This is a genomic window from Muribaculum intestinale, from assembly GCF_002201515.1.
Classification (GTDB): domain Bacteria; phylum Bacteroidota; class Bacteroidia; order Bacteroidales; family Muribaculaceae; genus Muribaculum; species Muribaculum intestinale.
Genome location: NZ_CP021421.1, coordinates 1,505,331 through 1,530,309 on the forward strand (window position 1 = coordinate 1,505,331; position 24,979 = coordinate 1,530,309).

26 protein-coding genes are annotated in these 24,979 nt (G+C 52.5%); 8 read left to right on the top strand and 18 right to left on the bottom strand.

Translation table 11 applies throughout. From position 1 onward, the window contains the following. Positions 1 to 6: 6 nt before the first annotated feature. Positions 7 to 1,146: a glycosyltransferase family 4 protein gene (locus ADH68_RS06180; protein ID WP_068961569.1), complete on the top strand. Its 1,140-nt coding sequence runs from the start codon at positions 7 to 9 to the stop codon at positions 1,144 to 1,146. Positions 1,147 to 1,162: 16 nt separating this feature from the next. On the opposite strand, the gene ADH68_RS06185 is transcribed toward ADH68_RS06180, so the two are convergent. The 6 genes from ADH68_RS06185 to ADH68_RS06210 form a co-directional block, all read right to left on the bottom strand. Then, complete coding sequence (locus tag ADH68_RS06185) at positions 1,163 to 1,567, bottom strand: DUF2752 domain-containing protein (RefSeq protein WP_084274120.1); 405 nt, start codon at positions 1,565 to 1,567, stop codon at positions 1,163 to 1,165. A gap of 39 nt (positions 1,568 to 1,606) precedes the next feature. Further along, positions 1,607 to 2,491, bottom strand: coding sequence for a deoxyribose-phosphate aldolase (gene deoC, locus ADH68_RS06190; protein ID WP_068961568.1), 885 nt, complete (start codon positions 2,489 to 2,491; stop codon positions 1,607 to 1,609). Between the two features lie 31 nt (positions 2,492 to 2,522). Continuing rightward, positions 2,523 to 2,825: a hypothetical protein gene (locus ADH68_RS06195; RefSeq protein ID WP_068961567.1), complete on the bottom strand. Its 303-nt coding sequence runs from the start codon at positions 2,823 to 2,825 to the stop codon at positions 2,523 to 2,525. Next, the gene (locus ADH68_RS06200; protein WP_068961566.1) at positions 2,822 to 3,868 is read right to left on the bottom strand and encodes an NAD-dependent epimerase/dehydratase family protein; all 1,047 of its coding nucleotides are present in this window, start codon (positions 3,866 to 3,868) and stop codon (positions 2,822 to 2,824) included. Before ADH68_RS06200 ends, ADH68_RS06195 begins: the two co-directional genes overlap by 4 nt. 107 nt (positions 3,869 to 3,975) lie before the next feature. Beyond that, positions 3,976 to 6,840 carry a putative LPS assembly protein LptD gene (locus tag ADH68_RS06205; RefSeq protein ID WP_088294790.1) on the bottom strand — a complete coding sequence of 955 codons (2,865 nt, stop codon included), beginning with the start codon at positions 6,838 to 6,840 and terminating at the stop codon, positions 3,976 to 3,978. Positions 6,841 to 6,996: 156 nt separating this feature from the next. After that, entirely contained in the window at positions 6,997 to 7,374 is a 378-nt protein-coding gene (locus ADH68_RS06210) for an L-rhamnose mutarotase (protein WP_068961564.1), read from the bottom strand. A 142-nt stretch (positions 7,375 to 7,516) separates the two neighbouring features. On the opposite strand from ADH68_RS06210, the gene ADH68_RS06215 reads away from it, so the two are divergent. The 5 genes from ADH68_RS06215 (at position 7,517) to glyA (ending at position 12,319) form a co-directional block, all read left to right on the top strand. Continuing rightward, positions 7,517 to 8,740 (top strand): IS4 family transposase, encoded by a 1,224-nt coding sequence (locus tag ADH68_RS06215; RefSeq protein WP_068960910.1) that lies wholly within the window; start codon positions 7,517 to 7,519, stop codon positions 8,738 to 8,740. A 193-nt stretch (positions 8,741 to 8,933) separates the two neighbouring features. Next, the gene (gene pyrB, locus ADH68_RS06220; RefSeq protein ID WP_068961563.1) at positions 8,934 to 9,860 is read left to right on the top strand and encodes an aspartate carbamoyltransferase; all 927 of its coding nucleotides are present in this window, start codon (positions 8,934 to 8,936) and stop codon (positions 9,858 to 9,860) included. Between the two features lie 23 nt (positions 9,861 to 9,883). Further along, positions 9,884 to 10,342 carry an aspartate carbamoyltransferase regulatory subunit gene (locus ADH68_RS06225; RefSeq protein ID WP_068961562.1) on the top strand — a complete coding sequence of 153 codons (459 nt, stop codon included), beginning with the start codon at positions 9,884 to 9,886 and terminating at the stop codon, positions 10,340 to 10,342. A gap of 8 nt (positions 10,343 to 10,350) precedes the next feature. Further along, positions 10,351 to 10,923, top strand: coding sequence for a flavin reductase family protein (locus ADH68_RS06230; protein ID WP_068961561.1), 573 nt, complete (start codon positions 10,351 to 10,353; stop codon positions 10,921 to 10,923). 115 nt (positions 10,924 to 11,038) lie between these two features. Beyond that, entirely contained in the window at positions 11,039 to 12,319 is a 1,281-nt protein-coding gene (glyA, locus tag ADH68_RS06235) for a serine hydroxymethyltransferase (protein ID WP_068961560.1), read from the top strand. Positions 12,320 to 12,366: 47 nt separating this feature from the next. Here glyA and ADH68_RS13915 read toward each other — a convergent pair whose 3' ends face one another. From ADH68_RS13915 to ADH68_RS06280, 10 genes are all read right to left on the bottom strand, one after another. After that, a complete protein-coding gene (locus ADH68_RS13915; protein WP_157517408.1) occupies positions 12,367 to 12,516 on the bottom strand; it encodes a hypothetical protein in 150 nt (49 codons plus the stop codon). A gap of 325 nt (positions 12,517 to 12,841) precedes the next feature. Then, positions 12,842 to 13,246, bottom strand: coding sequence for a hypothetical protein (locus ADH68_RS06240; protein WP_068961559.1), 405 nt, complete (start codon positions 13,244 to 13,246; stop codon positions 12,842 to 12,844). 409 nt (positions 13,247 to 13,655) lie between these two features. Beyond that, the gene (locus ADH68_RS06245; protein ID WP_068961558.1) at positions 13,656 to 14,105 is read right to left on the bottom strand and encodes a hypothetical protein; all 450 of its coding nucleotides are present in this window, start codon (positions 14,103 to 14,105) and stop codon (positions 13,656 to 13,658) included. A gap of 66 nt (positions 14,106 to 14,171) precedes the next feature. Next, entirely contained in the window at positions 14,172 to 14,573 is a 402-nt protein-coding gene (locus ADH68_RS06250) for a hypothetical protein (protein ID WP_068961557.1), read from the bottom strand. A 96-nt stretch (positions 14,574 to 14,669) separates the two neighbouring features. Then, on the bottom strand, positions 14,670 to 15,317 hold the full coding sequence (locus ADH68_RS06255) for a hypothetical protein (RefSeq protein WP_068961556.1): 648 nt from the start codon (positions 15,315 to 15,317) through the stop codon (positions 14,670 to 14,672). Positions 15,318 to 15,350: 33 nt separating this feature from the next. Beyond that, entirely contained in the window at positions 15,351 to 15,725 is a 375-nt protein-coding gene (locus tag ADH68_RS06260; RefSeq protein ID WP_133165728.1) for a hypothetical protein, read from the bottom strand. A gap of 252 nt (positions 15,726 to 15,977) precedes the next feature. Then, a complete protein-coding gene (locus tag ADH68_RS06265) occupies positions 15,978 to 17,678 on the bottom strand; it encodes a hypothetical protein (RefSeq protein ID WP_133165727.1) in 1,701 nt (566 codons plus the stop codon). 63 nt (positions 17,679 to 17,741) lie between these two features. After that, positions 17,742 to 18,380 carry a ribonuclease H1 domain-containing protein gene (locus ADH68_RS06270; RefSeq protein ID WP_068961553.1) on the bottom strand — a complete coding sequence of 213 codons (639 nt, stop codon included), beginning with the start codon at positions 18,378 to 18,380 and terminating at the stop codon, positions 17,742 to 17,744. Positions 18,381 to 18,437: 57 nt separating this feature from the next. Further along, positions 18,438 to 19,625: an alanine dehydrogenase gene (locus ADH68_RS06275; RefSeq protein WP_068961552.1), complete on the bottom strand. Its 1,188-nt coding sequence runs from the start codon at positions 19,623 to 19,625 to the stop codon at positions 18,438 to 18,440. Then, complete coding sequence (locus ADH68_RS06280) at positions 19,618 to 20,169, bottom strand: shikimate kinase (protein ID WP_068961551.1); 552 nt, start codon at positions 20,167 to 20,169, stop codon at positions 19,618 to 19,620. The genes ADH68_RS06275 and ADH68_RS06280 overlap by 8 nt, the downstream gene beginning before the upstream one ends. 102 nt (positions 20,170 to 20,271) lie before the next feature. On the opposite strand from ADH68_RS06280, the gene ADH68_RS06285 reads away from it, so the two are divergent. Continuing rightward, complete coding sequence (locus ADH68_RS06285; RefSeq protein WP_068961550.1) at positions 20,272 to 20,721, top strand: GatB/YqeY domain-containing protein; 450 nt, start codon at positions 20,272 to 20,274, stop codon at positions 20,719 to 20,721. Positions 20,722 to 20,772: 51 nt separating this feature from the next. After that, complete coding sequence (gene serS, locus ADH68_RS06290) at positions 20,773 to 22,044, top strand: serine--tRNA ligase (protein WP_068961549.1); 1,272 nt, start codon at positions 20,773 to 20,775, stop codon at positions 22,042 to 22,044. A gap of 78 nt (positions 22,045 to 22,122) precedes the next feature. Here serS and ADH68_RS06295 read toward each other — a convergent pair whose 3' ends face one another. Next, positions 22,123 to 22,860 (bottom strand): tyrosine-protein phosphatase, encoded by a 738-nt coding sequence (locus ADH68_RS06295; protein ID WP_068961548.1) that lies wholly within the window; start codon positions 22,858 to 22,860, stop codon positions 22,123 to 22,125. Between the two features lie 51 nt (positions 22,861 to 22,911). Next, positions 22,912 to 24,648, bottom strand: coding sequence for a GumC family protein (locus tag ADH68_RS06300; protein ID WP_068961547.1), 1,737 nt, complete (start codon positions 24,646 to 24,648; stop codon positions 22,912 to 22,914). Positions 24,649 to 24,979 lie beyond the last annotated feature (331 nt).

Below are 24,979 nucleotides of genomic sequence, written 5' to 3' on the forward strand. Positions count from 1 at the left end.
CAGGTTATGATAATCGGATTTGACGGCAAACGCGCTGTGCAGAACAACACCGGTCTAGGCAATTATTCACGACTTGTTGTCGACTCTCTGTCGCGCTACTATCCGGCCAACAGTTACCGGCTGTATGCTCCTGTGCGCCGGGCCAATCCGCGGCTGACCCCTGTACTGGCCAACCACAATGTGGAACTTCTTACTCCAGCTACCGCTTTCGGACGGTTTGCCCGCCACGTATGGCGCAGCTACGGCATGACCTCGCAGGCCCGGGCCGACGGATGCGAGATATTCCACGGGCTTTCGGGCGAGCTGCCGTTCAATATACGTTCGGGCGGTATGGCCTCTGTCGTCACTATCCATGATCTTATATTCCGGCGTTATCCTGAATATTATAAGGCGATTGACTGTCGGATATACGATTACAAATTCCGGCGCGCATGTGCCGATGCCACCCGTGTGATTGCGATAAGCGAGTGTACCAAACGCGACATAATGGAGTACTACGGCACTCCCGCCGAAAAAATAGATGTGATATATCAGGGATGTCACGAGCAGTTTGGAGCCGCTATACCTCCGGAGAAACTCAAGCATGTGCACCGACAGTATCAGTTGCCTGAGCGCTATATAGTCACTGTAGGCACAGTCGAATCGCGCAAGAACCAGCTGCTTGCCGTCAAGGCACTTGCTCTGTTGCCGCGCGATGTAGTGCTTTATATCGTAGGTGGCGCCACCCCTTATGCCGATGAAATAGCCCGCTACGCCGATGCACACGGTCTGTCCGCGCGTGTGCGCCGTCTTGAAGGGATACCGTTTGACCATCTGCCGGCATTATACGAGATGGCCGCGGTGTCGTCTTATACGTCGCGTTTCGAGGGATTCGGACTTCCGGTAATCGAATCAATCAACTCAGGTACCCCGGTCATAGCATGTACGGGTTCGGTGCTTGAGGAGGCCGGAGGCCCGGGTGCGGTGTATATTGATCCTGATGATGTCGACGGATTTGCCGAGGCGGCAATGAATATAATGGAAAATCCGTCGCTGAGGGCTGAGACAGTACGGCTCGGACAAGAGTATACCGCACGTTTCAGCCATCGTGCGATGGCCGACTCGATAATGGATACTTACCGTCGTGCACTCGACAGGCAGCAGTAGGAGTTTGCCTGTAAGATTACCAGCCCCAGACGTTGCGGGCAATCCACCATGCGGTAACTACGGCAAATGTGGTCCATATTGTGGCCGTGCAGAATACTTTGAGATATAGCTGCGGATGTCTGCGACGCATGAACTGTACGGGCAGCATAACCGCCAGCACGGGGGCTGAAATGACCAACAGGGCATTGAACCTCCATGCCGAGGGGATGTCGCCATGAAGCAGTGCGTGGATGGCACGTTGCGACCCGCATCCGGGACATTGCAGTCCGGTCATCACCTTGAACGGACATTTGGGAAATACCGGCGATGACGACGGGTCGATAAAAAAATATACACCGACAGCCACCACCAGTATTATGGCGGCCGCTATCGGCAATGAATAGGCACGAAGCCTTGGCTTAGGAGTCCGGGTGTCTTCCAAACTTTGTGTGGATTGCCCCCTCCGGAGGCAATAGGCGCATTAGAAATGTTTTGTCTCGCTGCCGAGTAGTGCGCTTAGCAGGTTGTTGGCCAGACGGCTCGCTCCGAGGCGGAAGGTTGTATTGTTCATCCATTCCTCGCCGAGAATTTCCTTTACAATAGTGTAATACTTCACGGCATCTTCCGTGGTGGCTACGCCTCCGGCTGCCTTGAATCCGACTTTGCGGCCGGTCTTCTCGTAATATTCCTTTATGCTCTGGGCCATTACATATGCAGCTTCAAGCGATGCTCCGGGATATACCTTTCCGGTCGATGTCTTGATAAAGTCGGCGCCTGAGTACATAGACAGTATTGATGCGTTGCGGATATGCTCGGCACTCTTCAGTGCGCCTGTCTCGAGGATTACCTTGAGGTGGGCTTCTCCGCAGGCCGCCTTTATTTCTGCGATATCGTCGCTTACTGCTTCCCAGTCACCGTCGAGATAGTCGCCGACGGGAAACACCATGTCGATTTCATCGGCTCCGGTCGATACGGCCATGGCTGTCTCGGCTACCTTGACTTCGGGGAATGACTGTCCGGAAGGAAAGGCTCCGGCCACACAGGCTACGCGCACCGAGCTTACGTCGAGCACGGCGCGTACTACCTGAGCGAAATTAGGATACACACAGATGGCTGCAACGTTGGGAAGGTCGGGATGTTTATCCTCAAACGAGTTGACTCTCTCGGTAAAGTCGCTCACCGATGCCGGCGAGTCGGTAGTCGCGAGTGTGGTGAGGTCGATACAGTTGAACAGGGTGCGGTACACCTCTGTATTGCAGTTTTCCTGATAATGCTCGTCAAGAATCTTGTTGACGGCCGCAGCTACAGAGGCGTCATCGATAGTAACAGTCGAAGCCTCTATGGGCTGATGATATTTGTCGCTCATATATATTTGTTTTTATGTTATTGATATCGCGTTATGGTATTGTGCTCCCGATGATAAATTGAGATATTGCTCCATAGACATAGAATATAAACAGCAGCCCCAGTAGAATCCAGCTTATTTCTTTGCGCTCGGGATAGCACTGATAGGCAAGCCATCCGGAAAACAGGGCGTAAATCGGGAAAAACAGGGTAACAAAGCCTTTTGTGTTCGGCTCAAATGTCCCCGGGGTGTCAAACATCCCGATAACGAGAGGAATGTAGAAAAAAATCGGAATCATCATCACCAGTACAACTATGGTGAACCATGCCGGAGGGCGCTGTTTAGGGGGTGTCATTCCTTGCCTCCTTTCCCGGCCTTTTTCGCCGCGCGGGCAATCTCTACATCGCGGCGGTAGGCCTCGACGGTAAGACGTATCCCCTCCGGCAGGGAGTGCCGTGCCACGAATCCGAAGTCGGCTTGGGCCTCCGACGGGTCAGCATTCCAGTTGCGCTGCTTCATTATCTTATATTTGTCGGTGTTGAGGGTCGATGGCTTCATCTGGAATACGCCGTATTTCTCGGCCACTACCGATGCCGCCTTGGCCATCCAGAGGGGAAGACGCACGGGTATCACCCATTTGCCTCCAAGCGCATCTGATACAATCCTGCGGAATTCTTTCTGGGTATAGGCTCTCGGCTCGGAGATAATGTACTTCTTGCCGGTCTTTCCGCGCTCAAGAGCGTCGAAGATGGCTGTGGCGAGATCCTCAACATAGATGAATGTCAGCAGTTGCTTGCGGAATCCAATTCCGAAGTCCCAATGGCGGTCGATACATTTCACCATCATCAGGTAATCCTGCTCGTGTGGGCCGTATACCCCCGTCGGGCGGAATATTATCCAGTCGAGCCCGGGGGTGGTCTCCAATACGGTCTCGGCCTTTATCTTCGAGGTGCCGTAGCGGGTGTCGGGACAGGGAATCATACCCGCGCGGTAAGGTTCATAGTTTTTCTCGTCGCATGGGCCAAGTGCGCTCAGACTGCTCATATACAGGAAGCGCGCTGGCATCATGGCCGCCGTCTCCAGAGCTTCGATGGTATGTCTGAGATACTGGTAGTTGATGCGGTTGAAGTCGGAGTAGACCATCACTTTGGTCGCGCCCAGATTGTATACAATCCAGTCCCATTTCTCACCTTCGGGTAGTGCGCCGCGAAGCTGTCGCGCCATGGCCGAGGGTGAGTCGTAGTCGAGTTCCACGAAGTGGAGCCGCGGGTCGGATAGGAACCGGCGCGATGTCGATGGTCTTACGCCACACCAGGTGTCGTAGCCCCTTCTCAGACTTTCCTCGGCGATGAATCCGCCGATAAAGCCCCCCGCGCCAATGATGAGAACACGTTTCATACTGCCTTTGTCGTTGTTTTCTCAAAGTTATAACAAAAAAATGAAACGTTATGCCTTGGCATATGAAAATCGGAGTGCCTGACATCAGGGGGGATGTCAGTCGGGCGTCAATACCATGTGATGCCGTTGGAGTATGACGACCGTTTGTCGTACTTGAGGTCGGAGAGCATCGACGACTTGACCGATATATGGAAGTTGTAGCTTTTGTATGGCCCTACGGGAACGAAGCTCGCTGTCATCGTGAAGCAGTGAAGGTCGCGCGAGATGTTGCAGTTCATGTAGGCGAGCTTGTGGGTGTCGAAATTGTACGACGCCGAGAATCCGAAGTTCCAGTTTTTGGTAGGCTGGATATTGCCTGAGAACGACAGGTTCTGGGTGATACGCCCGTCGTATTCCATCTTTTTCTTGTTGAACGTGCCGTATCCGTAGTTGACGGAATAGTTGAATGTAAGATTCCAGGGCACACTCCAGTCCATATATCCGTCGGCTCCCATCTCTACGCTGTCGTCATCGTTTCCGCGCCGACGCCGGCGGTCGTTGTTGCCGGCGAAGTTGTCGCCCTCTTCGTCGTAATCTTCATCGAAGTCATCGTCGTCCGAGCCGCGACGCCGACGGTTTTTGTCTTTATTCTTGTCTTTGTCTTTTCCTCGCTTGAAGGTATTGTTGTTGAATGTGTAGGAGAATGAGGTGCCGGTCGACGACAGACGTCCGAGCCCTTTTCCCACTTTCCAGCGAGGAACGTTTACGCGCACGGGAGTGCCGGTCGGCGACAGCTGGTAGGTGTAGACATCCCAGGTGGCGTTGAGGTTGAGGTTGAAGTTCTTCACCAGGCGTAGCATCAGCGAGGTGTTGATATTACTCCAGTTCATCGAGTCGGCTGCAAAGTTGTAGCTCTGCGACACGGTGAAGTTCTCGATAAGCGATATCTTCTTTTCGCCTGTGGAGTCGGCGTCGCTCTTTACTTTCATTTCGAGGTTGTTGGCGAGCGACAGCGACACCGAACCCGACCGTCCGGTGCCTGGCACACCGAACACGGCGTTGGGGAACATCGAGTACTGTCGTTCGACCATCTCTCCCTGCGAGTTCATGTAGTGGTACTTGCCATAGTATCCGAAGAATGGCGATCCGAAGTCGGGATTTCCCGAGAAACTGATAGTGGGAGTGAGTACGTGGCGTATCATCTTCACCTTGTCGCCGAGAAATTTCATAGGCTGGAAGAAGCCGTAGATTTTTGTGTCGAGAGAGAGCGAGCCCTGGAAGTCCCACACGTTGTAAAATCCGTAGGTCGTGTCGCACACTTCGGCCGAAGCATTGGGGTCCCACTGGCGGCGTACCTTGTTGGTGTACATTCGGTCGTTAATCTGCAGAGAGGGCGTGAGGTTGAGATACTTGAACACGCTGAATGTGGCGGATATGGGCACCGAGTGGCGGGCGCCGTTGCGCCAGTCCTTTACGAGACTCTTCTGGAAGAATACATCCTGCTTGGCAGTCAGCGAGTTCTGGAACTGTCCGCTATAGCTCAGCTTGATTTTCTCGTACCAGCGCTCTTTGCCTACCGCACGCTTGCGCTTGAATGGGTATATCTGCGACATAGAGGCCGTAAGGTTGGGAAACGATACGGTAAGCGTGGAGTCGGATGTACGCTGCGCTATGTTGGCGGTTGTCGACAGCGACCATTTCGAGTTGGGGAAACGATAGGTCATGTTGACCGTCGAACTCTTGGTGTTCTCGGTGAACGAGGGGGAGTAGTAGCTGTTGAGGTCGTTGCGCGAGTAGCCCGATGAGGTAAAGTTGACCGATGCCGACAGCGACATGTTGGGATTGGCCTTGGAGTCCTGCGAGTGGTTCCACAGCACCTGGAAGTTGGTCTGCTTAGAGTAGTCTGGATTGCCTTTTTCGCCATATATCGTGGTGAGATACGATATGTTGAACGAGCCGTTGTATTTGTATCTCTTCACATAGCTCGACTGAGCCGTGAGCCCCCATGAGCCTTTGGTATATATCTCGCCTGTAAGCGCCAGGTCTATGTTGTCGTTGATGGCGAAGTAGTATCCGCCGTTGCTCAGATAGAAGCCGCGGTTGTAGTCGTCGCCGAACGTGGGGAAAATTATGCCGGATGAGTATTTCTCGGAGAACGGGAAGTAGCCGAAGGGCACCGCAAGCGGCAGCGGCAGTCCGGCGAGTACCATATATGCCGGGCCGGTCACGATATTGCTCTTGGGCTTTACCTTGGCTTTTGTCAGCTGGAAATAGAAGTGGGGATGGTCGTGGTCGTTGCAGGTGGAGTAGCGTCCGTTCTGCAGAAAGTATTCTCCGTTTTCCATCTTCTTTGTACGTCCGCCGGTGAGATATCCTTCGCCCTGCTCGGTCACTACGTTGGTGATAAATCCGCGCTGGCTTTTGAAGTTGTAGCTCATGGTCTCCGATTCATACTCGCCGCTCTTGTCGGTGAATACCGGGGTGCCTATGAGTTCGCCGGTGGAGTCGGGCAGACCGACGGCATACACATTGCTGTTGGCCATGTTCATCGACACCTTTTCGGCCTCGAGCTTCATGTCGCCATAGTCGAGTTTGGCGTCGCCATACATATATGCCGAGTTGCGACCCTCCATTATCATGGAGTCCTTTGCCGAGAATTTCACCACATTGTCGAGGTCGACCTTCTCGCGGCGTATCAGCGAGCGGGCCGGAGTGTCGATGCCGGCGGGCATCACAGCTGCGGCGAGCGAGTCGGAGTCTACGTCGCTGATAAGAGTGCGCTGCAGCAGTGGTACTGCGAGTGTCGAATCCGGCACCGGGGTGTTCAGTATGTCGGCTATTGCGTCGGAGTCGGGTATGGTCGGGCTGCCTGGCATGGCCACAGTCGGTGGCACAGGCAACGATGCGTCGGCACGCTGAGGGCGCGACGCAGCTACTGCGCTCAATGCGCAGGCAATCACAGACAGTCCGATGTAAATATGTGAGCGTGCCAATTGTATCTCTGTATCGGTTTGCCGTATGCCGCGATGCTATCCGCAGAGCAATCATATGCTTCGGAGGACGCAGTGCATACTATGCGGCGCAAAGTTACTACAACCCGCCCACTTATGAAAATCTTTAACAGATATTCCGAAATCAACGTCGGTGTTTCAGTCGTACAGATGGAACATTCGCTCCATCGGCTGCCATTTGTCGGACGACGTGGCTCCGGGGCCTGCCTGCTGGAATATGGCCATATAATCCTCCCACTCCTGCTGGCGCGGAAGTGTGGCGAGACGCTCCATGGCGGCGTCAAGGTCGAGGTCGGCCGGCGCTTCAAGTATCATTATCAGCAGAGTGCCTCTGATGTATATCTCCATTTCGAGTATTCCCACCGCCTTTATGCCGTCGAGTATCTCCTGCCATATAGCTCCACGCGAGTGTCGCATACGGTATTCGGCTATCAGTGCTGAGTCGTCGCGCAGGGTGAGGGTGCGCACATACCGCTTTACCGGCACTCTGTATTCTTTTACTCTGTATCCTTCCATGTCGTATGATATGTTTCCGCAAAAATAAATATTACTGTCCGCTAAACTTTTTTTGAGCGATTGAAAAATTAGGGCTGACACCTATTGCAGGAGTCAGCCCTAAATGGTTATTTTGGTGTCGCCAAACAATCCATGAATAACCATGAGTAAAAGTAGTAATTTCTTCGGACAGCCGATATATGGACAGCTGATAAAATCACTCAATCGTGAAAAAATTGTTGAATTCAGCCGAAAACACGGCGGAGAGAAGTATGTAAAGAGCTTTGACGGCTATACGCATCTGCTTACGATGCTCTATGCCGTGATCCAGCGCTTCGACTCATTGCGTGAGATAGAGACATCTATGACAGCGGAGGTTCGCAAACTGCACCATGTCGGAATTGATACTGTACCAAAGCGCAGCACCCTGTCGGATGCAAATGCCCGACGGTCAGAGAAGTTCTTTGAGGATGTCTATCGCGACCTGTATGCAGCCAACAAAGACATTCTTTCATCGGACAGCAGACGCAACGGCACGGAAGAGTGGATAAAGCAGCTTAGGATTATCGATTCCACTACAATCACATTGTTCTCCAACGCCATTTTCAAGGGTGTTGGCCGACATCCCAAAACCGGAAAGAAGAAGGGAGGTATCAAGGTACACTCGGTAATACATGCCAACGAGGGCGTCCCCTGCGACGTGCAGTTCACTTCGGCGGCGACCAATGACTCTTTCATGCTTGCTCCGAGCCATTACAGCCACAACGAGATAGTCGCTCTTGACCGCGCCTATATCAATTATGCCAAATTCGAGGAACTGACGGACCGTGGCGTTGTATATGTCACCAAAATGAAGAAGAACCTAAGTTATGAGGTACTTGTAGACTGTATGCATCAGAACCCGCAGGGACTGATGGAATACCGTGAACAGGTCGTGGTGTTCCGTAAAGACGGCATAAACCACATCGCCAGAATAATTACATACGTTGACATCAAGAAGAACGGGAAGCCAAAACTCATATCGCTTCTGACCAACGACTTCGACATGCCGCCAGAGACAATCGTGGCGATATACCGCCGCCGATGGCAGATAGAGTCTCTTTTCAAGCAGATCAAACAGAACTTCCCCTTGAGATACTTCTATGGCGAGAGCGCCAACGCCATCAAAATCCAGATATGGGTTACACTCATCGCAAATCTGCTGCTGTCAGTACTTCAAAGCAAACTCGAAAGACGTTGGAGCTTCTCCGGGCTGGCTACAATCGTCAGAATTGTGCTGATGTATTACCTGAATCTCGAAAAGTTCCTCAATCAGCCCGATGCAGACCTGAAAATCATGCTCGCCGAAGCATCGGAATCGCCTCCCGAAGTTCCTGAAAACTGCTGAGGGGGCTTGTCAAATACAAAAAGTAAGCCCAACTTCTGCCGTTCAGGAAGTTGGACTCGCCTTTTTATGGTTTAGCGGACAGTAATAAAAAATAAACAAGAATCACAGCCGGCGCAAACCGAATGGTGGAAAATTTGGCAGTGCCGATGGATTATAGTAAATTTGCGGGGAGGAAAATCCAACACTTGCAACTATGAATCCCAACAGTTTGGTAAGCATCTCCGATATCACTAAAGAGGAGATTCTGCGTCTCTTGCGCCAGGCACGTTATTTCGAGAGTCACCCCAACCAGCGTATTCTTGAAGGCAAAGTGGTGGCGACGCTCTTTTTTGAGCCGTCGACACGTACGCGCCTAAGTTTCGAAACCGCCGTAAACCGCCTCGGAGGGCGTGTAATCGGATTCTCCGATGCTTCCACTACCAGCTCGTCAAAGGGTGAGACCCTGAAGGATACAATCAAGATGGTGAGCAACTACGCCGACCTCATTGTCATGCGCCACCATCTGGAGGGAGCGGCCCGCTACGCCACCGAGGTTACCGATGTGCCCGTTATCAATGCCGGCGACGGTGCCCACCAGCACCCTTCTCAGACGATGCTCGACCTCTACTCAATATACAAGACACAGGGGCGCATCGACGACCTTACCATAACGCTGGTCGGCGACCTCAAGTACGGACGCACCGTGCACTCTCTTCTCGAGGCCATGCAGTATTTCAACCCGACATTCAATTTTGTGGCATGCAAGGAGCTGCAGATGCCCCCGGAATACCGTCAGTTCTGCACCGACAAGGGGATACGCTACAATGAGAGCACCGACTTCTCCAATGAGATAATCGACTCAAGCGACATAATATACATGACTCGCGTGCAGCGCGAGCGCTTTACCGACATAATGGAGTATGAGAAAGTAAAAAATCTCTACAATCTCAACGCCGCCATGCTCGAAGGCTCCAAAGAGAATCTGCGTGTGCTACATCCACTGCCGCGCGTCAACGAAATCGACCAGGATGTCGACGACAGCCCCAAGGCCTACTACTTCCAGCAGGCAAAGAACGGCCTGTTTGCCCGTCAGGCCATCATCTGCCGCGCCCTCGGTATGGATATCCCTGAAGAAGATTAACCACCACTATACGGAACCACACCATGTCATCAAAAAAAGAACTCGCCGTAGCCGCTCTGCGCAACGGCACGGTAATCGACCGTATACCATCGTCGGTGCTCTTCGAGGCTGTGAGAATCCTCGGCATAGAGCGTCTTGACAAGCATGTGACCATCGGCAACAATCTCGACTCAAAGAAGCTCGGCACCAAAGGCATTATCAAGGTGGCCGACACATTCTTTCCCGAGGATGTGCTCAACCGCATAGCCCTGATTGCCCCAACGGCAAAAATAAATATCATACGCGACTTCGAGGTGGTAGAGAAATACCATGTCGAGCTACCGTCGACCGTAATGGGCATAGTGAAGTGCGATAATCCCAAGTGTATCACCAACAACGAGCCGATGCGCACACGCTTCGACCTCGTCGATCCCGCCCACCGTGTGATACGCTGCTACTACTGCGGACACTCTGTGGCCGCCTCCCACGCCCACATCAAATAATCGGCCTCATGAAGCAAGTCTGGAAACCGGGCAACATGATTTATCCCGTGCCTGCGGCTCTCGTTACCTGCGGCAATACCCCGGAGCGCTACAACATGCTTACCGTGGCATGGACAGGCACCATATGCTCGGAGCCTCCGATGTGCTATATATCTGTGCGCCGCTCGCGCCACAGCTATCCTATAATAAAGGAGGAGATGGAGTTTACCATCAACCTTACCACAGCCGACATGGCACGCGCTACCGACTGGGCCGGAGTACGCTCCGGAGCCGACTACGACAAGTGGGCCGAGACAGGTCTGACTCCCGTAGAGGGTGTCAGTGTGCGATGCCCCTATATCGAAGAGTCGCCGCTCAGCATCGAATGCCGTGTGCGCGACGTCATGGAACTTGGCAGCCACGACATGTTTATCGCCGATGTGGCGGGAGTGATTGCCGACGACCGCTTTATCGACCCAGACACCGGAGCATTCGATCTTGCCCGGGCCGGCCTCATGGCCTACAGCCACGGCGGATACTATGAGCTGGGCCGCTGCCTCGGACGCTTCGGATGGTCGGTCAAGGGACAGAAAAAGAGATAGCTCTCCGAGCCTCCGAAAGCTCGGAGCCCTCAGAGAACTCCGAGTACTCTGAGTTCTCCGAGTACTCAGATTCAAAAAAGATTTCATCAAACAATAAATTCATCAATAAACGTAAATGGAAAGAGACAACGCCATCTTCGACATCATTGAGCGCGAACACCAGCGCCAGCGTCATGGCATCGAGCTGATTGCTTCTGAAAATTTTGTCAGCGACCAGGTAATGCAGGCCATGGGCTCATGCCTTACCAACAAATATGCCGAGGGCTATCCCGGCCACCGCTACTATGGCGGATGCCAGGTGGTAGACGAGGCTGAAAGCATCGCAATCGACCGCATCAAGCGCATATTCGGCGCTGAATATGCCAACGTGCAGCCACACTCCGGAGCACAGGCCAACATGGCTGTGTTTATGGCATGCCTCAAGCCGGGCGACAAGTTCCTCGGCCTCAACCTTTCGCATGGAGGTCACCTCTCCCACGGAAGCCCCGTCAACTTCTCCGGCCTTATGTTCCAGGCGCTTGAGTACAACGTTAAGGAAGATACCGGCCTCGTCGACTACGAACAGATGGAGGAGGTAGCACGCCGCGAGCGTCCGAAGCTCATCATCGGTGGTGCCAGCGCCTACAGCCGCGAATGGGACTATGCCCGCATGCGCCGTCTGGCCGACGAAATCGGTGCCATCTTCATGGTCGACATGGCTCATCCCGCCGGACTTATCGCCGCCGGTCTGCTCGACAATCCGCTGAAGTATGCCCACATCGTCACCTCTACCACCCACAAGACCCTCCGCGGCCCGCGCGGCGGCATCATCCTCCTCGGCAAGGATTTCGAGAATCCCTGGGGCAAGACCAATCCCAAGGGCGAGGTGCGCAAGATGTCGGCTCTGCTCGACTCCGCAGTGTTCCCCGGTGTGCAGGGCGGCCCGCTTGAACATGTCATCGCTGCCAAGGCTGTGGCATTCGGCGAGGCTCTCCAGCCCAGCTACCGCGACTATCAGGCCCAGGTGAAGAAAAACGCCGCAGTCATGGCCCAGGGCCTTATCGACAAGGGCTACAAGATTATCTCCGGCGGCACCGACAACCACTGCATGCTCGTCGACCTCCGCACCAAGTTCCCCGACCTCACCGGCAAGGTGGCCGAGAAGGTGCTCGTAGAGGCCGACATCACCGCCAACAAGAATATGGTGCCATTCGACAGCCGCTCACCCTTCCAGACATCCGGTATCCGCCTCGGCACCCCCGCCATCACAACACGCGGCGCAAAGGAAGACCTCATGGGCGACATCGTCGAGATGATTGACACCGTGCTCACCCACCACGACGACCCCAAGATGATTGCCGCAGTGCGCGAGAAGGTCAATTCCGTGATGGAAGGCTACCCCATGTTTGCCTATTGATTGGCGCTGTAGCCGCGCCATTTGATACATACGTCACCCATGATGCGTCACGACGCATCATGGGTGACGTCGTTTTCAGCGCATACCCCGCGGCATTCGTCGCCGGCCGACAATATCGAATTAATTTGCGGCATGTTTTGTGGCGGAGCATGGGGTGGTGTGTTGTCGCCATGGGTTGTCGTTTTTATGGATGGCATGGTTGGTGTTTTGTCGCCGGGCTACGCCAGGCATTCCCCAAAAACCGCTAAGCCACCTATGGTTGCGAACCGCTAAGCGCGGCTCTTACCATAGGCTAACGTTGTGGACGCCGCTAAGCGCGGCTATGCGCTAACGCGCGGCATGCCAACGCAGCCAAAACATATCATCACAATTCAAATTGCCCACATCCGCAACTCCCGCGTAGCGCATAGCCCCTTTGGGGGCGTCAACAACGTTAGCCCCACCCAAGAGCCGCCATAGCGGTTCGTAGGGTGGGGAATTCCCATTCTCACGTCGTGCCCGGCGTAGCCCGGCGACACGCAATCAAGCGTGCTCCTTACGCCGGCTGATAAGATTCTTGCTGTAAAACACTGAAGACAAAAAGCATGCTACCCATACACAAAGCCCAACAATAGTAGGATGATAGAGCGCCTCATGGCCGAACATAGAATAATACACCGCCATAAACTCGACCAACGCCAACACCAGCGCCAACGATATGGTGGTATGGCCGTTGAGAGTGCCCACACCGGTATAGTCGTCAGTGACTTTAAACACCTTGCTCCACAGAAACAATACCATACTGACGCCCCAAAATACGATACTGTGTTCAATTATACCGAGAAGACCGGGGGCGTCGACATCAAGTCCGCGTATCACCAAAAGAGCAATTACAAGCGCCACATTCAGGGCGAAGTATCCAAGAAAGCTGAATTTATAGTTTCGCATATATAAGGGATAATATGATGATTTAACATTTCCTGCATTTCATCATCAATTGGATATAGGCGATGGTGCCAATAATAATTGATGCCGATGATATTATTATCCTTCTTATATTATCAGACTTGAAGTCTTCGACTATTAGCCACGACAAGCATGCCAGACTCACGAAATAGATTATTGAATACATTATCGATTTCTTCATCAAAAGTAAAATTTGTTAATGGGTTGTGCGAAATATTTCTATTACTTACTATGTATTTGCCACCAACGTAGCCGGAGGATGTTGAATTACATGCAATCCCTACCGTATGGCGATAAATTTCCATAAAGATAGGTAAATATCTGCAAATATTATGCAAAAATGCTGAAAAACATTAGATTTGTGTATGATATAGTATGGTCTACTGACAGCTTATCTGTTCTTTATCCGGTAGAGCTTAAATGCAATCAGTTCGATTGCGATGATGAATATAATATCGCCTATTGAATCTGGAAGCGCTCTTTCAAAGGAGTAATATGCCAATGGAAACCATGCAACTACCGGAAATAATTGTTTGGCATATAGTATCTTAAAACTCTCTTTGGCAAATTTCTTTGCTGTGGAGTGTGGCAAATCCTTATGCTCATTTATAAAGACCATTATATGAGTTAGATACTGTTTGCGAAAACATACTCCTGCATATCCTCCCATACATACCCAAAGTATGTATAGCGGATAGAAATACGATGGCTCATCGAGCCCGGTAAATACTCTTCCATGGATTACATACATCCCGATAAACAGCATAATATAGCAAGCGCCTCCCATGGTAGTAGCCCCGATGAAGGCGTATTTTAATGTGTCTTTTAAGGTGTGTTCCATAATCTTTATTATTTAGGTGTATGAAATGTATCGTTCAATCGTTGCGCAATATTGTTGCGCATCATGTCACGTCGCAGAGGTTCTTAATATGAACTTCTTGCCGAAACAGGCGGCATAGATGAATGTTGTCGTCCATATGCATGTCAGAGCCATAGCTGGCAAATAAAACACGTCGTGGCCGAACATCGAATAATAAATCGTCGCGGCTTCAGCGATGGCCAATGCAAAGGTCAGAGCGCGAGTGATACGGGCATTCAGTGTGCCGACACCCTTGTAATCATCGCCCGCTACAAATACCTTGCTCCACAGAAACAGCACCATGCTTCCGCCCCAGAATATGATGGCGCCCTCAAGCCACTCCTGCACCTTGGCAGCCTCGGTATCGAGCCCCCGCATTGTCAGAAGCGCTACTGTCAGCACCCAGTTAATTGCAACGTAGCCAAGATAACTGAATTTATATTTGTACATGTAATAATGAAAATTAAAATTGAATTATTGTAAAGATAGAAAAAATAAAAATATGTTATGCCCAATTATGTCGTGTAATTGGGCATAACATATTTTTTAATCACATACATAATATGCAGCTACTTGACATCCAAGTCCCACAAGTAGGGAGCCGCCTAAAGTTGTAACCGATAGAGAGCCACAAATTAAAACGTTTAAAGAGGTAAACATTGTATTGCATAAGAATTGATCCTGTTTAGAGAATTGTCGTTCTGGATCATTGGAGGTCCAGAGGATTTGAGTTTCAGGGTCGTAAACAAATGATCGCATTACTTTCCCCTCTTCATCAAGTGCAATGAATTCATTGTCAGAAACTTGTTCAAATGATATTATTACCGATGCATTAGATTCGGTACTTTGGCATTCAATGATACAAGAATTGGGAAATGTAGGATTTGCAATAGCATATGCATCTCGTTTAGCTGTGGCGTCTTCGAAATGATAAACTTCCAACTCATTTGCAGAACGGCTAAGAAGACTATTTTTAGTCTCTAAAATGTCTCTGAATTCATCTGATACAGCTGTTATGTCGGATTTTGTTATGGTCGTAGGATTTGTCTTTAGAAACATAATGTCATCTCCGGTAGCAGTATTTTCTACAATCGGATTGATTGTTTCGTCTATTTCATTTTGTGATGTACATCCTACAGGAAGGATAACACAGACTGATGCTATCAGCGTGATAAGTGTTTTTTTGTTTAGCATAATTGAGTAAAATATTGAATTAAATTAACGATGTTATTCAAGAGTAAGGTAGCCAAGGTATTTGCCGCCGGAGGTGGTATCGATTAAGATTTCATAGATGCCTGGGGCTGTACCTATGGTGATTGTGGTGGGAGAGAATGTCAGGAATGTACGGGAGATGGCGTCGCCGTTATCCATGTGTGTGATTGTAGCGGTGGCTTTGCCTTCAGGTGTGATGAACTCAATGTGAAGATTGCCGTTGATGTAGTAGCATGTCGCATTGACTTCTTCCGGAGTAGTGTCCTTCGGACGCTTACGTAAATAATCGAGTTCAACATGTTTGCTATCCGGAGGCTTGTGCTCCTCGGCAAATATCATTGTCGATGCCGAAAAGAGGAGCACGAGTGAAAGTAAAATTTTAAGTTTCATTGATGTTTTATTTGTGTGATGAATAGGTTTTGTGTCACCACAAAGTTAGAGATAGGTATGCGGGAATATACTATTTTTAATCTCGGAAATATTTATCACTTTATAAAAGATGTCTATGTAATAAGTTTATATACAAGCAGTTGGCGGTGATAAAAACTCGATGTTTTTATCACCGCCAACTGCTTGTATAATTTGTTGAAAATCAACCGATTATATACATATTCGAGCTAGGGGGGGGGGTAAGGTGCTGATTTATAGCTTGTTGTTTAATGCGGTGAGGAAAAACTCTTTGTCGGGGGCGGCAGAATCAGCAATGCGTGCTCTTAGGCGCGTCCATTTGTTGTAATAATTGCCATGCTTCATATCCATAATCAGGCATATCGCGCGAGGCGAAAATCCTGCGAGTATGAGAGCGCAGAAAGTGATATCATTTTCCTTGAATCGTGGCATCTGTTCCTGCATGCGCGTGAGAATATTGTCGCGGCATTGATCTACAATTTCCTTTAGTTGATCGAGATAGTCGTCGTGTTTGATTTTGGCAATTTCGTTTTCAACATCCTTTATTATGGTTAGGCGCGTAGCATCGGAATCGCGCTTTTCAAAATATTCGTTGCTTAAATTGTTCAAAACCTTATATCTATCCCGGAACAATTGGTTTACAAGTATGGTTTGCTCACGCAGGCGTATATCCTTCTCTGCAGCGATGGATTTTAGCGCCGCAGCATTATTTTCCAAAGAGAGAAGGCGAGATGTGAGTTCGCGAGCCTCCAGCATCTTGTTTTCAAGTTCAAGACGTTTACGTTTCATGCGTTCACGATAAAAGATGAAAAAACCGAAACATATTAACACTATTATCGCAATAAGCAGCAATGTAAGGGCATGGTATCTGTCGGCTTTTTCATGTTCGGCGACCGACTTATTGTAATGGAAGTCGCTTTCGGCAAAGGCCACATTGTTTTTAAGGACCTCCTTTATGTCTTTATCATGGATTGTCCACATCTTCTCAAGTTCGGCCACAGCATTCTCATAGTCATGTTTTTTAATAAGTAGGGTTGATTGGGCCCAATGATACTCTTCCGTGTTATCCCAACGGGGGTTGTATTTCCGTTCCAATTGTAGATAGTAGTTTGCGCTGTCGAGTCGGTTTAGGAGTGTATACATATATGATGTGTAAGGTCGGTTCTGTAACTCTGCTGTTTCATTCCCCCAGAATTGCTCTGCGAGGGAGGAATGGTGGCGCGCCGAATTGTACCGCTTCAGTTTCAGCAGAGGCTTCATGTATGTCGCATGGTAGAATCCAAGGAAAGTTGAGTCGGCTATTTCAATTGAAAGACTGTCCAGCATCGCAATTGTGGTGTTTGGTTTGTCAATACGGTTGAATGCAGATGCCAAATCCACGAGTGCATACTGGTTGTTGAGGGGCTTGTCGGCGCGGAGGTAGTAGTCGGCGGCAAGGCGTCGGTGGGTTATTGCCTTGTCGAAGTTGTATGCAGCCACGTATATATCGGCGATAAGCTCGTGGGTCTTGGCGAAAATATAGTCATCATTAAGTCGGTCGGCGAGGTCGAGAGCCGTGAGCGCCTCCTTTATGGCCACGGTGAGGTTGCCGCGATAGAGATTGAGTATGCCTCGGTACATATGGGCGAGCGTGCGCTTCCTCGGCTCGGGATGCTCGTCGAAGTAGGCTACGGAGGTCGATATGAGCGAGTCGTCGGTCTCAAACCGGAAATTCTTGTCGCGCGCCTGCGTCAGCAGCAAGGCATAGTCAGCGCGCTGACGGTCGGAGCCTAATTCCGTGGGGCTTATGCTGTCGAGAATGTCGAGAGCCGAGTCGGGATGTTCCATCATCAGACTCTCGGCCTCAAGCAGCATGGTGTCGACACGGCCCGATGTGGAGCAGGCCATGGCAAAAAGGAGCAACAAACTGTAGATGATGATACTGTGTTGGGGCATATAAAGTAAACGGATATTCAACGAGGTATATTTTTCACCGGCGACCCCTCGGGCCGGAGTGTATCACTTGCGGCCGAAGTCGGCGGGGATTTCTCCCCACTTTTCGGTGTCCCACTTTACCACGGTGCAACGCGAAGTGTGGGTCTGCACCCAGCGCTCGGCGCGCTGCAGGGTGGCGAGCAGGGCGGCATTGCGTGGGGTAGGGGCGAGCGAAGTGCGAGTCTTGCGGTTGCGCAGCCATGCCTGGGCCGTACGGCTGTCGGAGTAGATGGTGCGCACCCATCCCTTCTGCTCGCAGAGGGCCAGGGCGTGGACCAGGGCCAGGAATTCGCCTACATTGTTGGTGCCGTCGGCCACCGGGCCATAGTGGAACAGCTCCTCGCCGGTGCCTACCACTACTCCACGGTACTCCATCACGCCCGGATTGCCGGCACATGCGGCGTCGACCGCGATGGCGTCGAGACGTATCTCGGGGAACGCCTCATAGTTGATAATCTCGGGCTGGCGGTGTGCGGCCATGGCCCGCAGGGCGTAGAGCTCGTCGCCCCCGTCGTTGCGAAATGCCTCGGTGGCGGCGGTCTGCGACGTAAAGCTCTTGTATTTTGCCCCGGGAAATCCCTCGACCTGCGCCTGCGCCTCCTCCCAGGAGTCGTAGATGCCCGGTGCACGGCCTTCCCATACTACATAAAATTTTCTTGCCATAGGTTTGTCTTATTACCGGTTATTGTCATGTCGTGTCATCACTCGGGTCGTTGAAGGTCAGCTGCAACTCAGCAGCAGGGTTATGTCGATGGCCCGCATGCCGGCTTTCTCCGCGGCCCGACGGTTGACAGGCTTGCCGAGGAAGGTGACAACGGCCCGCTGCACTCCGGGGAGCATCTTCACAGTGTTGACGGCGCCGTCACATCCGATGATATCTCTCAGCAGCCACAGGAACGTGTTGCTGAGTGCCATAGCTGCCGTACGTGGCACGGCATTACCCGGTCCGGTATAGCATACGCGTGTTCCGCGTGGCACGGCCCGCAGCGTGTCGGTGGCTGTGATGTCGATTTCCGGTATGGCGTGGCTCAGAGGGCCGTCCTCGCTCCGGGCGAGATTCATTATGATTACCCCACGCTTCATGAGGTCGACCTGGTGGGAGTCGATGGTGCAGGGCCGATCCATCGGAGTGTTTATAATCACGTCGGCTGTGCGCAGTGCGTTCTCAAGCACCCGTGGATGCATCACCGATGTGGCCACACAGCATCCCGGCAGCTCGGCAGCGCGACGCAGGCGGTACACATCATTGTCGAGCATCCTTACCGAGGCGCCCAGACCCAGGGCCGACGCGGCGGCGGCGCGTCCCGCTATGCCCGCGCCCAGTATCAGCACCTCGCAGGGTATTATGCCGGCCACTCCACCGAGCAGTATCCCCTTGCCATGGTCGGGCGACGCAAGCATCGACGAGGCTATCGCTATCGCAGCTCGGCCATTGATTTCGTTGAGAATGTCGGCAAACGGGGTGTGCCCTTCGGGGTCACCGATGAGGTCGATGGCGAGGGCCACGATGTTGCGCCTCATAAGCTCGCGCAGGATGTCGCAATCCGATGTCACGCTCGACAGCATGGTGAGCAGCATCGCGCCGCGCTTCATGGCTCGCAGGTCGGCCGGAGACAATGCCCCGAGGGTTATTACTATATCGGCCTGAAGGGATTCGCCGCGCGATGTCACACACGCTCCCTGGCGCATGTAGTCGTTGTCGGCGTAGTGTATGGTGGCGGAGGCCCCCGATTCGATTCTCACCTCATATCCGCGGTCGGTGAGCACCCCTACAGCCTCCGGGGTGAGAGAAAAGCGCTTTTCGCGGTCTCCTGCTGTGGCGGGGAGGCCTATCGACAGCCGGCGCCGCATTGTGGCCGAGGCTGCGGGCTGTGGGTCGGGGGTGAAATATTCCGAAGGGTCAGTCATGGCTGTCTGTTATGGTAGGGAGTTGAAGGAATTCGGCGAAGCGGCGCGCTGTGACGGCCTTCTCCTGTTCGTTGTCGAGACGGTCGGCCTTGAACCGCCGGTCGGCTTTCTCGTAGTGTGGCATGCGCGCGGCCAGGGCTTCGACGATGAACCGGCGCAGCTCGTCGTCGCTCTTCGAGGCTATCAGAGGGCGCTTGTGGCGTCCGCGCAGCAGACGCTCGTGCAGACGGTCGATGTCTACGTCGAGCAGCACGGTGGTGCCGTGGGCGTTCATCCACTCCATATTGTCGAAAAAGCATGGAGTGCCTCCTCCGCAGGCTATTATCACATCCTCAAACTCGCCTGCCTCATGAAGCATGGCCTGCTCGCGCAGGCGGAATCCCTCCTCTCCGTGGCGGTCGAACAGTTCGCGCACTGTGGCATGGTAGCGGCTCTCGATATAGTTGTCGAGATCGATAAACCGCAGACCGGTGATGGCGGCAAGATGGCACCCTACGGTCGACTTGCCGCTCCCCATGTATCCGATAAGAAATATAGGTTGCATACTGCAAACCTACATAAAAAAACTGAGATTTTAAACAGCCTTATGACGGTATTTACAGGAAATGTGAGTAAATTTGTAGGTCAAAAATATATACATTTCACTATGGACTTGTTTGAGAAAGTCAATGCTGACATAAAGTCGGCGATGCTTGCGCGCGACCATGCGCGCCTTGAGGCTCTGCGCGGTATTAAGAAGGAATTCCTTGAGGCAAAGACAGCCAAGGGTTCCGACGGCACCCTGACCGACGAGACCGCTACAAAGGTGCTCGTAAAGATGGTGAAGCAGCGCAAGGAGAGCGCCGAAATCTACACTCAGCAAAGCCGCCCCGAGCTGGCTCAGGAGGAGTTGGCTCAGGCTGCCGTGATAGAGGAATATCTGCCGAAGCAGCTCTCCGACGAAGAACTCACCGCCGAGCTCAAGAAAATAATCGAGCAGACCGGCGCCACATCGGCCAAGGAGATGGGCAAAGTAATGGGCGTGGCTTCGAAGGCTCTCGCCGGACGTGCCGACGGCCGCGCCATCTCGGCCAAGGTAAAGGAACTTCTCGCCTGAGATTCTCCCTCGCCGATACTCACATACCCGCATTCGTAAAAACCACACATCATGCTTACAATACAACAGATTAAGGAAGCCCCCGAGCGTATTATAGCCCGTCTCGCGGTAAAGGGTTTCGACGGCACAGCCGCCATCAACGAAATACTCGAGCTCGACACCATGCGTCGTCAGTCGCAGCTCAGCAATGATACCAAGGCGGCCGAGCTCAACCGCCTCGCCGCATCTATCGGTCAGCTCATGAAGGCCGGCAAGAAGGATGAGGCCGAGGAGGCCAAGAAAGCCGTTGCCGTTCTCAAGGACGAGCAGAAGGCCATCGCCGACGAGCTCGCACGCACCGAGACACGTATCCGCGATATACTGCTTACAGTGCCCAACGTGCCTTGCGACATGGTGCCCGAAGGTAAGACCGCCGACGACAATGTGGTGGAGGCCACCGGTGGAGTAATCCCCGAACTCCCCGCCGACGCTATGCCCCACTGGGATCTGGCCAAGAAGTACAACATAATCGACTTCGACCTCGGTGTGAAGATTACCGGCGCCGGTTTCCCGGTATATCTCGGCAAGGGAGCGCGTCTGCAGCGTGCCCTCATACAGTTCTTCCTCGACGAGGCAGGCAAGGCCGGATATCTCGAGGTGGAACCCCCGTTTGTAGTAAACGAGGCTTCAGGCTACGGTACTGGACAGCTCCCCGACAAGGAGGGCCAGATGTACTACGTCAACGAAGATAATCTCTACCTTATTCCTACGGCTGAAGTGCCTGTGACCAACCTCTATCGCGACGTGATACTCCCCGCCGACAAGCTCCCGGTAAAGAACTGCGCTTTCTCGGCATGCTGGCGCCGCGAGGCAGGCAGCTACGGCAAGGATGTGCGCGGTCTCAACCGCCTGCATCAGTTTGACAAGGTGGAAATCGTGCGCATCGAGAAGCCCGAGGATTCATATGCCGCTCTTGAGGAGATGAAAGCCCACGTGCAGGGTCTGCTTGAGAAGCTCGGTCTCCCCTGGCATATACTCCGCCTCTGCGGGGGCGACATGTCGTTTACCTCGGCCATCACATTTGACTTCGAGGTGTATTCGGCTGCCCAGAAGCGCTGGCTCGAGGTATCGTCGGTATCCAACTTCGAGACCTACCAGGCCAATCGCCTGAAGTGCCGCTACCGTGGCGACGATAAGAAGACCCGCCTGTGCCACACTCTCAACGGTTCGGCTCTCGCCCTGCCGCGTATCATGGCCGCGCTGCTTGAGAACAACCAGACCCCCGAAGGAATCATCGTGCCCGAGTGTCTGCGCAAGTACACTGGCTTCGATATTATCGACTGATACAGATTCTCAACGATACGTCAACGGCCCGACAGCGATTCGCTGTCGGGCCGTTGATGCGTTTTCCGGGGATACATGCTATCGGGGGCTCATTATGGGCGCGAGGTGCTTTACGAGCGAGCGCGGTATGGGTGCCTCAAGCAGCCGGCGGTACCATTTCAGTGAGTGCGTGTCGCTGCCGGTGAAGTCGTACATGCCCTTTTTCAGCAGATGGATGGCGCGTTGCTTTACCTGCGGTCCGTAGAATCCGGCTATTGACGGGAGATTGAGTTGGAGCATTACACCCTCTCTCCTGAGCCTTGTATAGTCGGATTCCGACATATACAGATAGCGCTCGGGGTGGGCGAGCATCGGAAAGTAGCCGGCCTTTAAGGTGTCGGAGAGTATTTCATACAGCCCCATGGGCGGGTTGGCGAAGGATGTCTCCACGAGCAGAGTGTCGGCATGTCCGGGGGTACGGGCGGATATGGGGATTAAGTCGCGTTCCGTTAGCCGGCCAGAGAATACGGTGTCAAGCATGTTTTCAGCGCCAAGGGCAAGTTCGGGCATGTCGGCGACGTCGGCCGTGGACTCACACAACCGTTCGAAGTGCTGACGGAGAGCGCATGGAGTGTTGGGCACATCCTCCATGATATGCGGAGTGAGATATACCCTCGCCACTCCCGCCTCTTTCATCGTGCGGAGGGTGTCGAAGGTCTCGTCGATGGTCTTTATTCCGTCGTCGACTCCGGGGAGTATGTGGGAGTGCCAGTCGGTAGCTCCCTCAAGCAGCCCCGAGCAGGCAAGAGTGGTTGTAGATGGTGAGAATGGCCACATATATGTGTGTCGGTGTTATGTCGGTGAATTGTGTCATGCTGTAAGGCGCGGTCATGCATCCTCTTTTCCATGTCCGTACCCGTAGCCGTATCCGTAACCATACCCGTAACCGTATCCATAGCCGTATCCGTTTACTTTTGAGGGTATGCCGTTGAGCAGGATGGTCATGTTGTTGAACTTCTTGTCGGTATAGAATCCCTGGATAGCGGGCACAAGACGGCGGTCAAGCACACCTGAGCGCATTACGAATATCGTAAGGTCGGCCATCGGGGTGATGATGCTCGTGTCGGCGACCATGTCGGTAGGCGGACAGTCGATGAACACCAGGTCGAACTCCTTGCGCAACTCGTCGATAAGGCGGCTCATATTGGGCGAGTACAACAGTTCGGAGGGGTTGGGAGGTATGCTTCCGCCCGGCAGCATCGACAGGTTGTGGGTCTTGCCTACAGGCATGAGTATCTTGTGCCAGTCGGCAATCTCTCCGTTGAGATACCCCGAGACACCTGCTCTTGGTGAGCCCACATATTTGCTTATCGTGGTCTTCCGAAGGTCAAGATCGACTATGCATACCTTCTTCCCCTTTATGGCGAATGATGCGGCGAGGTTGGAGGTTATGAATGTCTTCCCCGAGCCCGGATTCATTGATGTAAGCATTATTACCTTGTGGTCGGTGTTCTTTCCGATGATGAATTCGAGGTTGGAGCGTATCACGCGGAATGCCTCGTTGACGATGTTGCGCGAGCCTTCCTTTACAAGTATCTCATATCTCTCCACATCGCCTGCCTTAGGCTTGATTCCAATCATGGAGAGCAGACGGGCGCGTATACCTTTCTTCTTTACTTTGCCCGACATGGGGAGCTCGCCGAGGAATGGTGCGGTGATATTCTCTATATCTTTTCGCACGCGCACCTTGGTGTTGAGGCTTTCCATCGTGAAGAGTATCCCGGCGGGTATGGCCAGGCCGGCCACAAAGGCAATCAGGAGTATGTTGCGGCGCACGGGCGATGTGGGTCCTACGGGCCCCATAGGAGGAGTGATGATGCGGGTGTTGTAGGCGGTGAATGCCTGCGACAACTCGTTTTCTTCACGCTTCTGAAGCAGGAACAGATAGAGAGCCTCCTTTACTTTCTGCTGTCGCTCGACCGAAAGCAGGTATTTTGCCTGCTGTGGGTTGGAGGCAATCTGGTTGCGGCTCTTCGACTCGCTTCCGCGGAATGCGCGCACCTGGGCATTGAGTGCGTTTATCTGATTGTCAATAGATGATATTATGGCATTGCGCGAGGCCTCAAGCGAGTTGTCGCGGTCGACCACGAGCGGGTTGCTTTCCGAGGAGTTTGAGGCCAGGGAGTTGCGCTCCAGCATCAGTGTATTGTAGTCGGCTATCTGCTTCTCGACCGTTGAGTTGCCGAGGCCTGAGTTGGCGGGCAGCAACTGTCCTTTGTTGCGCTCGTCGGCAAGGAATGTGCGTATATAGCGCGCCATGTAGAGCTGGTTGTTCAGCTCAAGCACCTGGTTGGCTGCTTCATGGCTCTGGTCGAGGTATATCTGGCTTACCAGCGCGAGGTCGGGAATCAGATGCTCGGATTTGTAGGATGATATGTCGGAGTCGACATGGCCGAGTTCCTGCTCGATTACGGCAAGGCGGTCGTTGATGAACTGTGATGTCGCTGTGGCTATCTGGTTTTTGTCGCGTACCCAGTCCTCGTTGTAGGCCGATATCAGAGTGTTGATGAAGTCCTCGGCGCGCTGTACGTTCACGTCGTTGCATGTGAGATTGAGCACTTGCATCTTGAAAATATGTCACATTTTTCGGTGTGTTGCAACCGGTAAGAATGGCAATTACAAATGCCACCCATGCTAAGGGATTACGATAGCTGAAACGGTTCATTTTGGCTTAATTGTATCTCAGCCACAATCGGCCGTCACACCGGTCGTCATGGCTACTTTTCTTTTAATAATATCGCACTTTGTTTCGATTCTGATTGTCCGGTACACGGACGCTTATCTCCAATTATTACACATCAAAGTGCCTGTTACTGCGCAAAGTTAATCAAAAACAACAATAATGCAAAATATGGCCTGTTTTTGGATACCGTCGCAGTCGCGTAAAGGCACTCCT

Excerpts from the sequence above, each read along its gene's own strand:
- ADH68_RS06180 (WP_068961569.1), top strand. The coding sequence starts at position 7 with ATGATAATCGGATTTGACGGCAAACGCGCTGTGCAGAACAACACCGGT.
- deoC (WP_068961568.1), bottom strand. The coding sequence starts at position 2,491 with ATGAGCGACAAATATCATCAGCCCATAGAGGCTTCGACTGTTACTATC.
- ADH68_RS06195 (WP_068961567.1), bottom strand. The coding sequence starts at position 2,825 with ATGACACCCCCTAAACAGCGCCCTCCGGCATGGTTCACCATAGTTGTA.
- ADH68_RS06200 (WP_068961566.1), bottom strand. The coding sequence starts at position 3,868 with ATGAAACGTGTTCTCATCATTGGCGCGGGGGGCTTTATCGGCGGATTC.
- ADH68_RS06210 (WP_068961564.1), bottom strand. The coding sequence starts at position 7,374 with ATGGAAGGATACAGAGTAAAAGAATACAGAGTGCCGGTAAAGCGGTAT.
- ADH68_RS06215 (WP_068960910.1), top strand. The coding sequence starts at position 7,517 with ATGAGTAAAAGTAGTAATTTCTTCGGACAGCCGATATATGGACAGCTG.
- pyrB (WP_068961563.1), top strand. The coding sequence starts at position 8,934 with ATGAATCCCAACAGTTTGGTAAGCATCTCCGATATCACTAAAGAGGAG.
- ADH68_RS06225 (WP_068961562.1), top strand. The coding sequence starts at position 9,884 with ATGTCATCAAAAAAAGAACTCGCCGTAGCCGCTCTGCGCAACGGCACG.
- ADH68_RS06230 (WP_068961561.1), top strand. The coding sequence starts at position 10,351 with ATGAAGCAAGTCTGGAAACCGGGCAACATGATTTATCCCGTGCCTGCG.
- glyA (WP_068961560.1), top strand. The coding sequence starts at position 11,039 with ATGGAAAGAGACAACGCCATCTTCGACATCATTGAGCGCGAACACCAG.
- ADH68_RS13915 (WP_157517408.1), bottom strand. The coding sequence starts at position 12,516 with ATGCCATCCATAAAAACGACAACCCATGGCGACAACACACCACCCCAT.
- ADH68_RS06240 (WP_068961559.1), bottom strand. The coding sequence starts at position 13,246 with ATGCGAAACTATAAATTCAGCTTTCTTGGATACTTCGCCCTGAATGTG.
- ADH68_RS06245 (WP_068961558.1), bottom strand. The coding sequence starts at position 14,105 with ATGGAACACACCTTAAAAGACACATTAAAATACGCCTTCATCGGGGCT.
- ADH68_RS06250 (WP_068961557.1), bottom strand. The coding sequence starts at position 14,573 with ATGTACAAATATAAATTCAGTTATCTTGGCTACGTTGCAATTAACTGG.
- ADH68_RS06255 (WP_068961556.1), bottom strand. The coding sequence starts at position 15,317 with ATGCTAAACAAAAAAACACTTATCACGCTGATAGCATCAGTCTGTGTT.
- ADH68_RS06260 (WP_133165728.1), bottom strand. The coding sequence starts at position 15,725 with ATGAAACTTAAAATTTTACTTTCACTCGTGCTCCTCTTTTCGGCATCG.
- ADH68_RS06265 (WP_133165727.1), bottom strand. The coding sequence starts at position 17,678 with ATGCCCCAACACAGTATCATCATCTACAGTTTGTTGCTCCTTTTTGCC.
- ADH68_RS06270 (WP_068961553.1), bottom strand. The coding sequence starts at position 18,380 with ATGGCAAGAAAATTTTATGTAGTATGGGAAGGCCGTGCACCGGGCATC.
- ADH68_RS06275 (WP_068961552.1), bottom strand. The coding sequence starts at position 19,625 with ATGACTGACCCTTCGGAATATTTCACCCCCGACCCACAGCCCGCAGCC.
- ADH68_RS06280 (WP_068961551.1), bottom strand. The coding sequence starts at position 20,169 with ATGCAACCTATATTTCTTATCGGATACATGGGGAGCGGCAAGTCGACC.
- ADH68_RS06285 (WP_068961550.1), top strand. The coding sequence starts at position 20,272 with ATGGACTTGTTTGAGAAAGTCAATGCTGACATAAAGTCGGCGATGCTT.
- serS (WP_068961549.1), top strand. The coding sequence starts at position 20,773 with ATGCTTACAATACAACAGATTAAGGAAGCCCCCGAGCGTATTATAGCC.
- ADH68_RS06295 (WP_068961548.1), bottom strand. The coding sequence starts at position 22,860 with ATGTGGCCATTCTCACCATCTACAACCACTCTTGCCTGCTCGGGGCTG.
- ADH68_RS06300 (WP_068961547.1), bottom strand. The coding sequence starts at position 24,648 with ATGCAAGTGCTCAATCTCACATGCAACGACGTGAACGTACAGCGCGCC.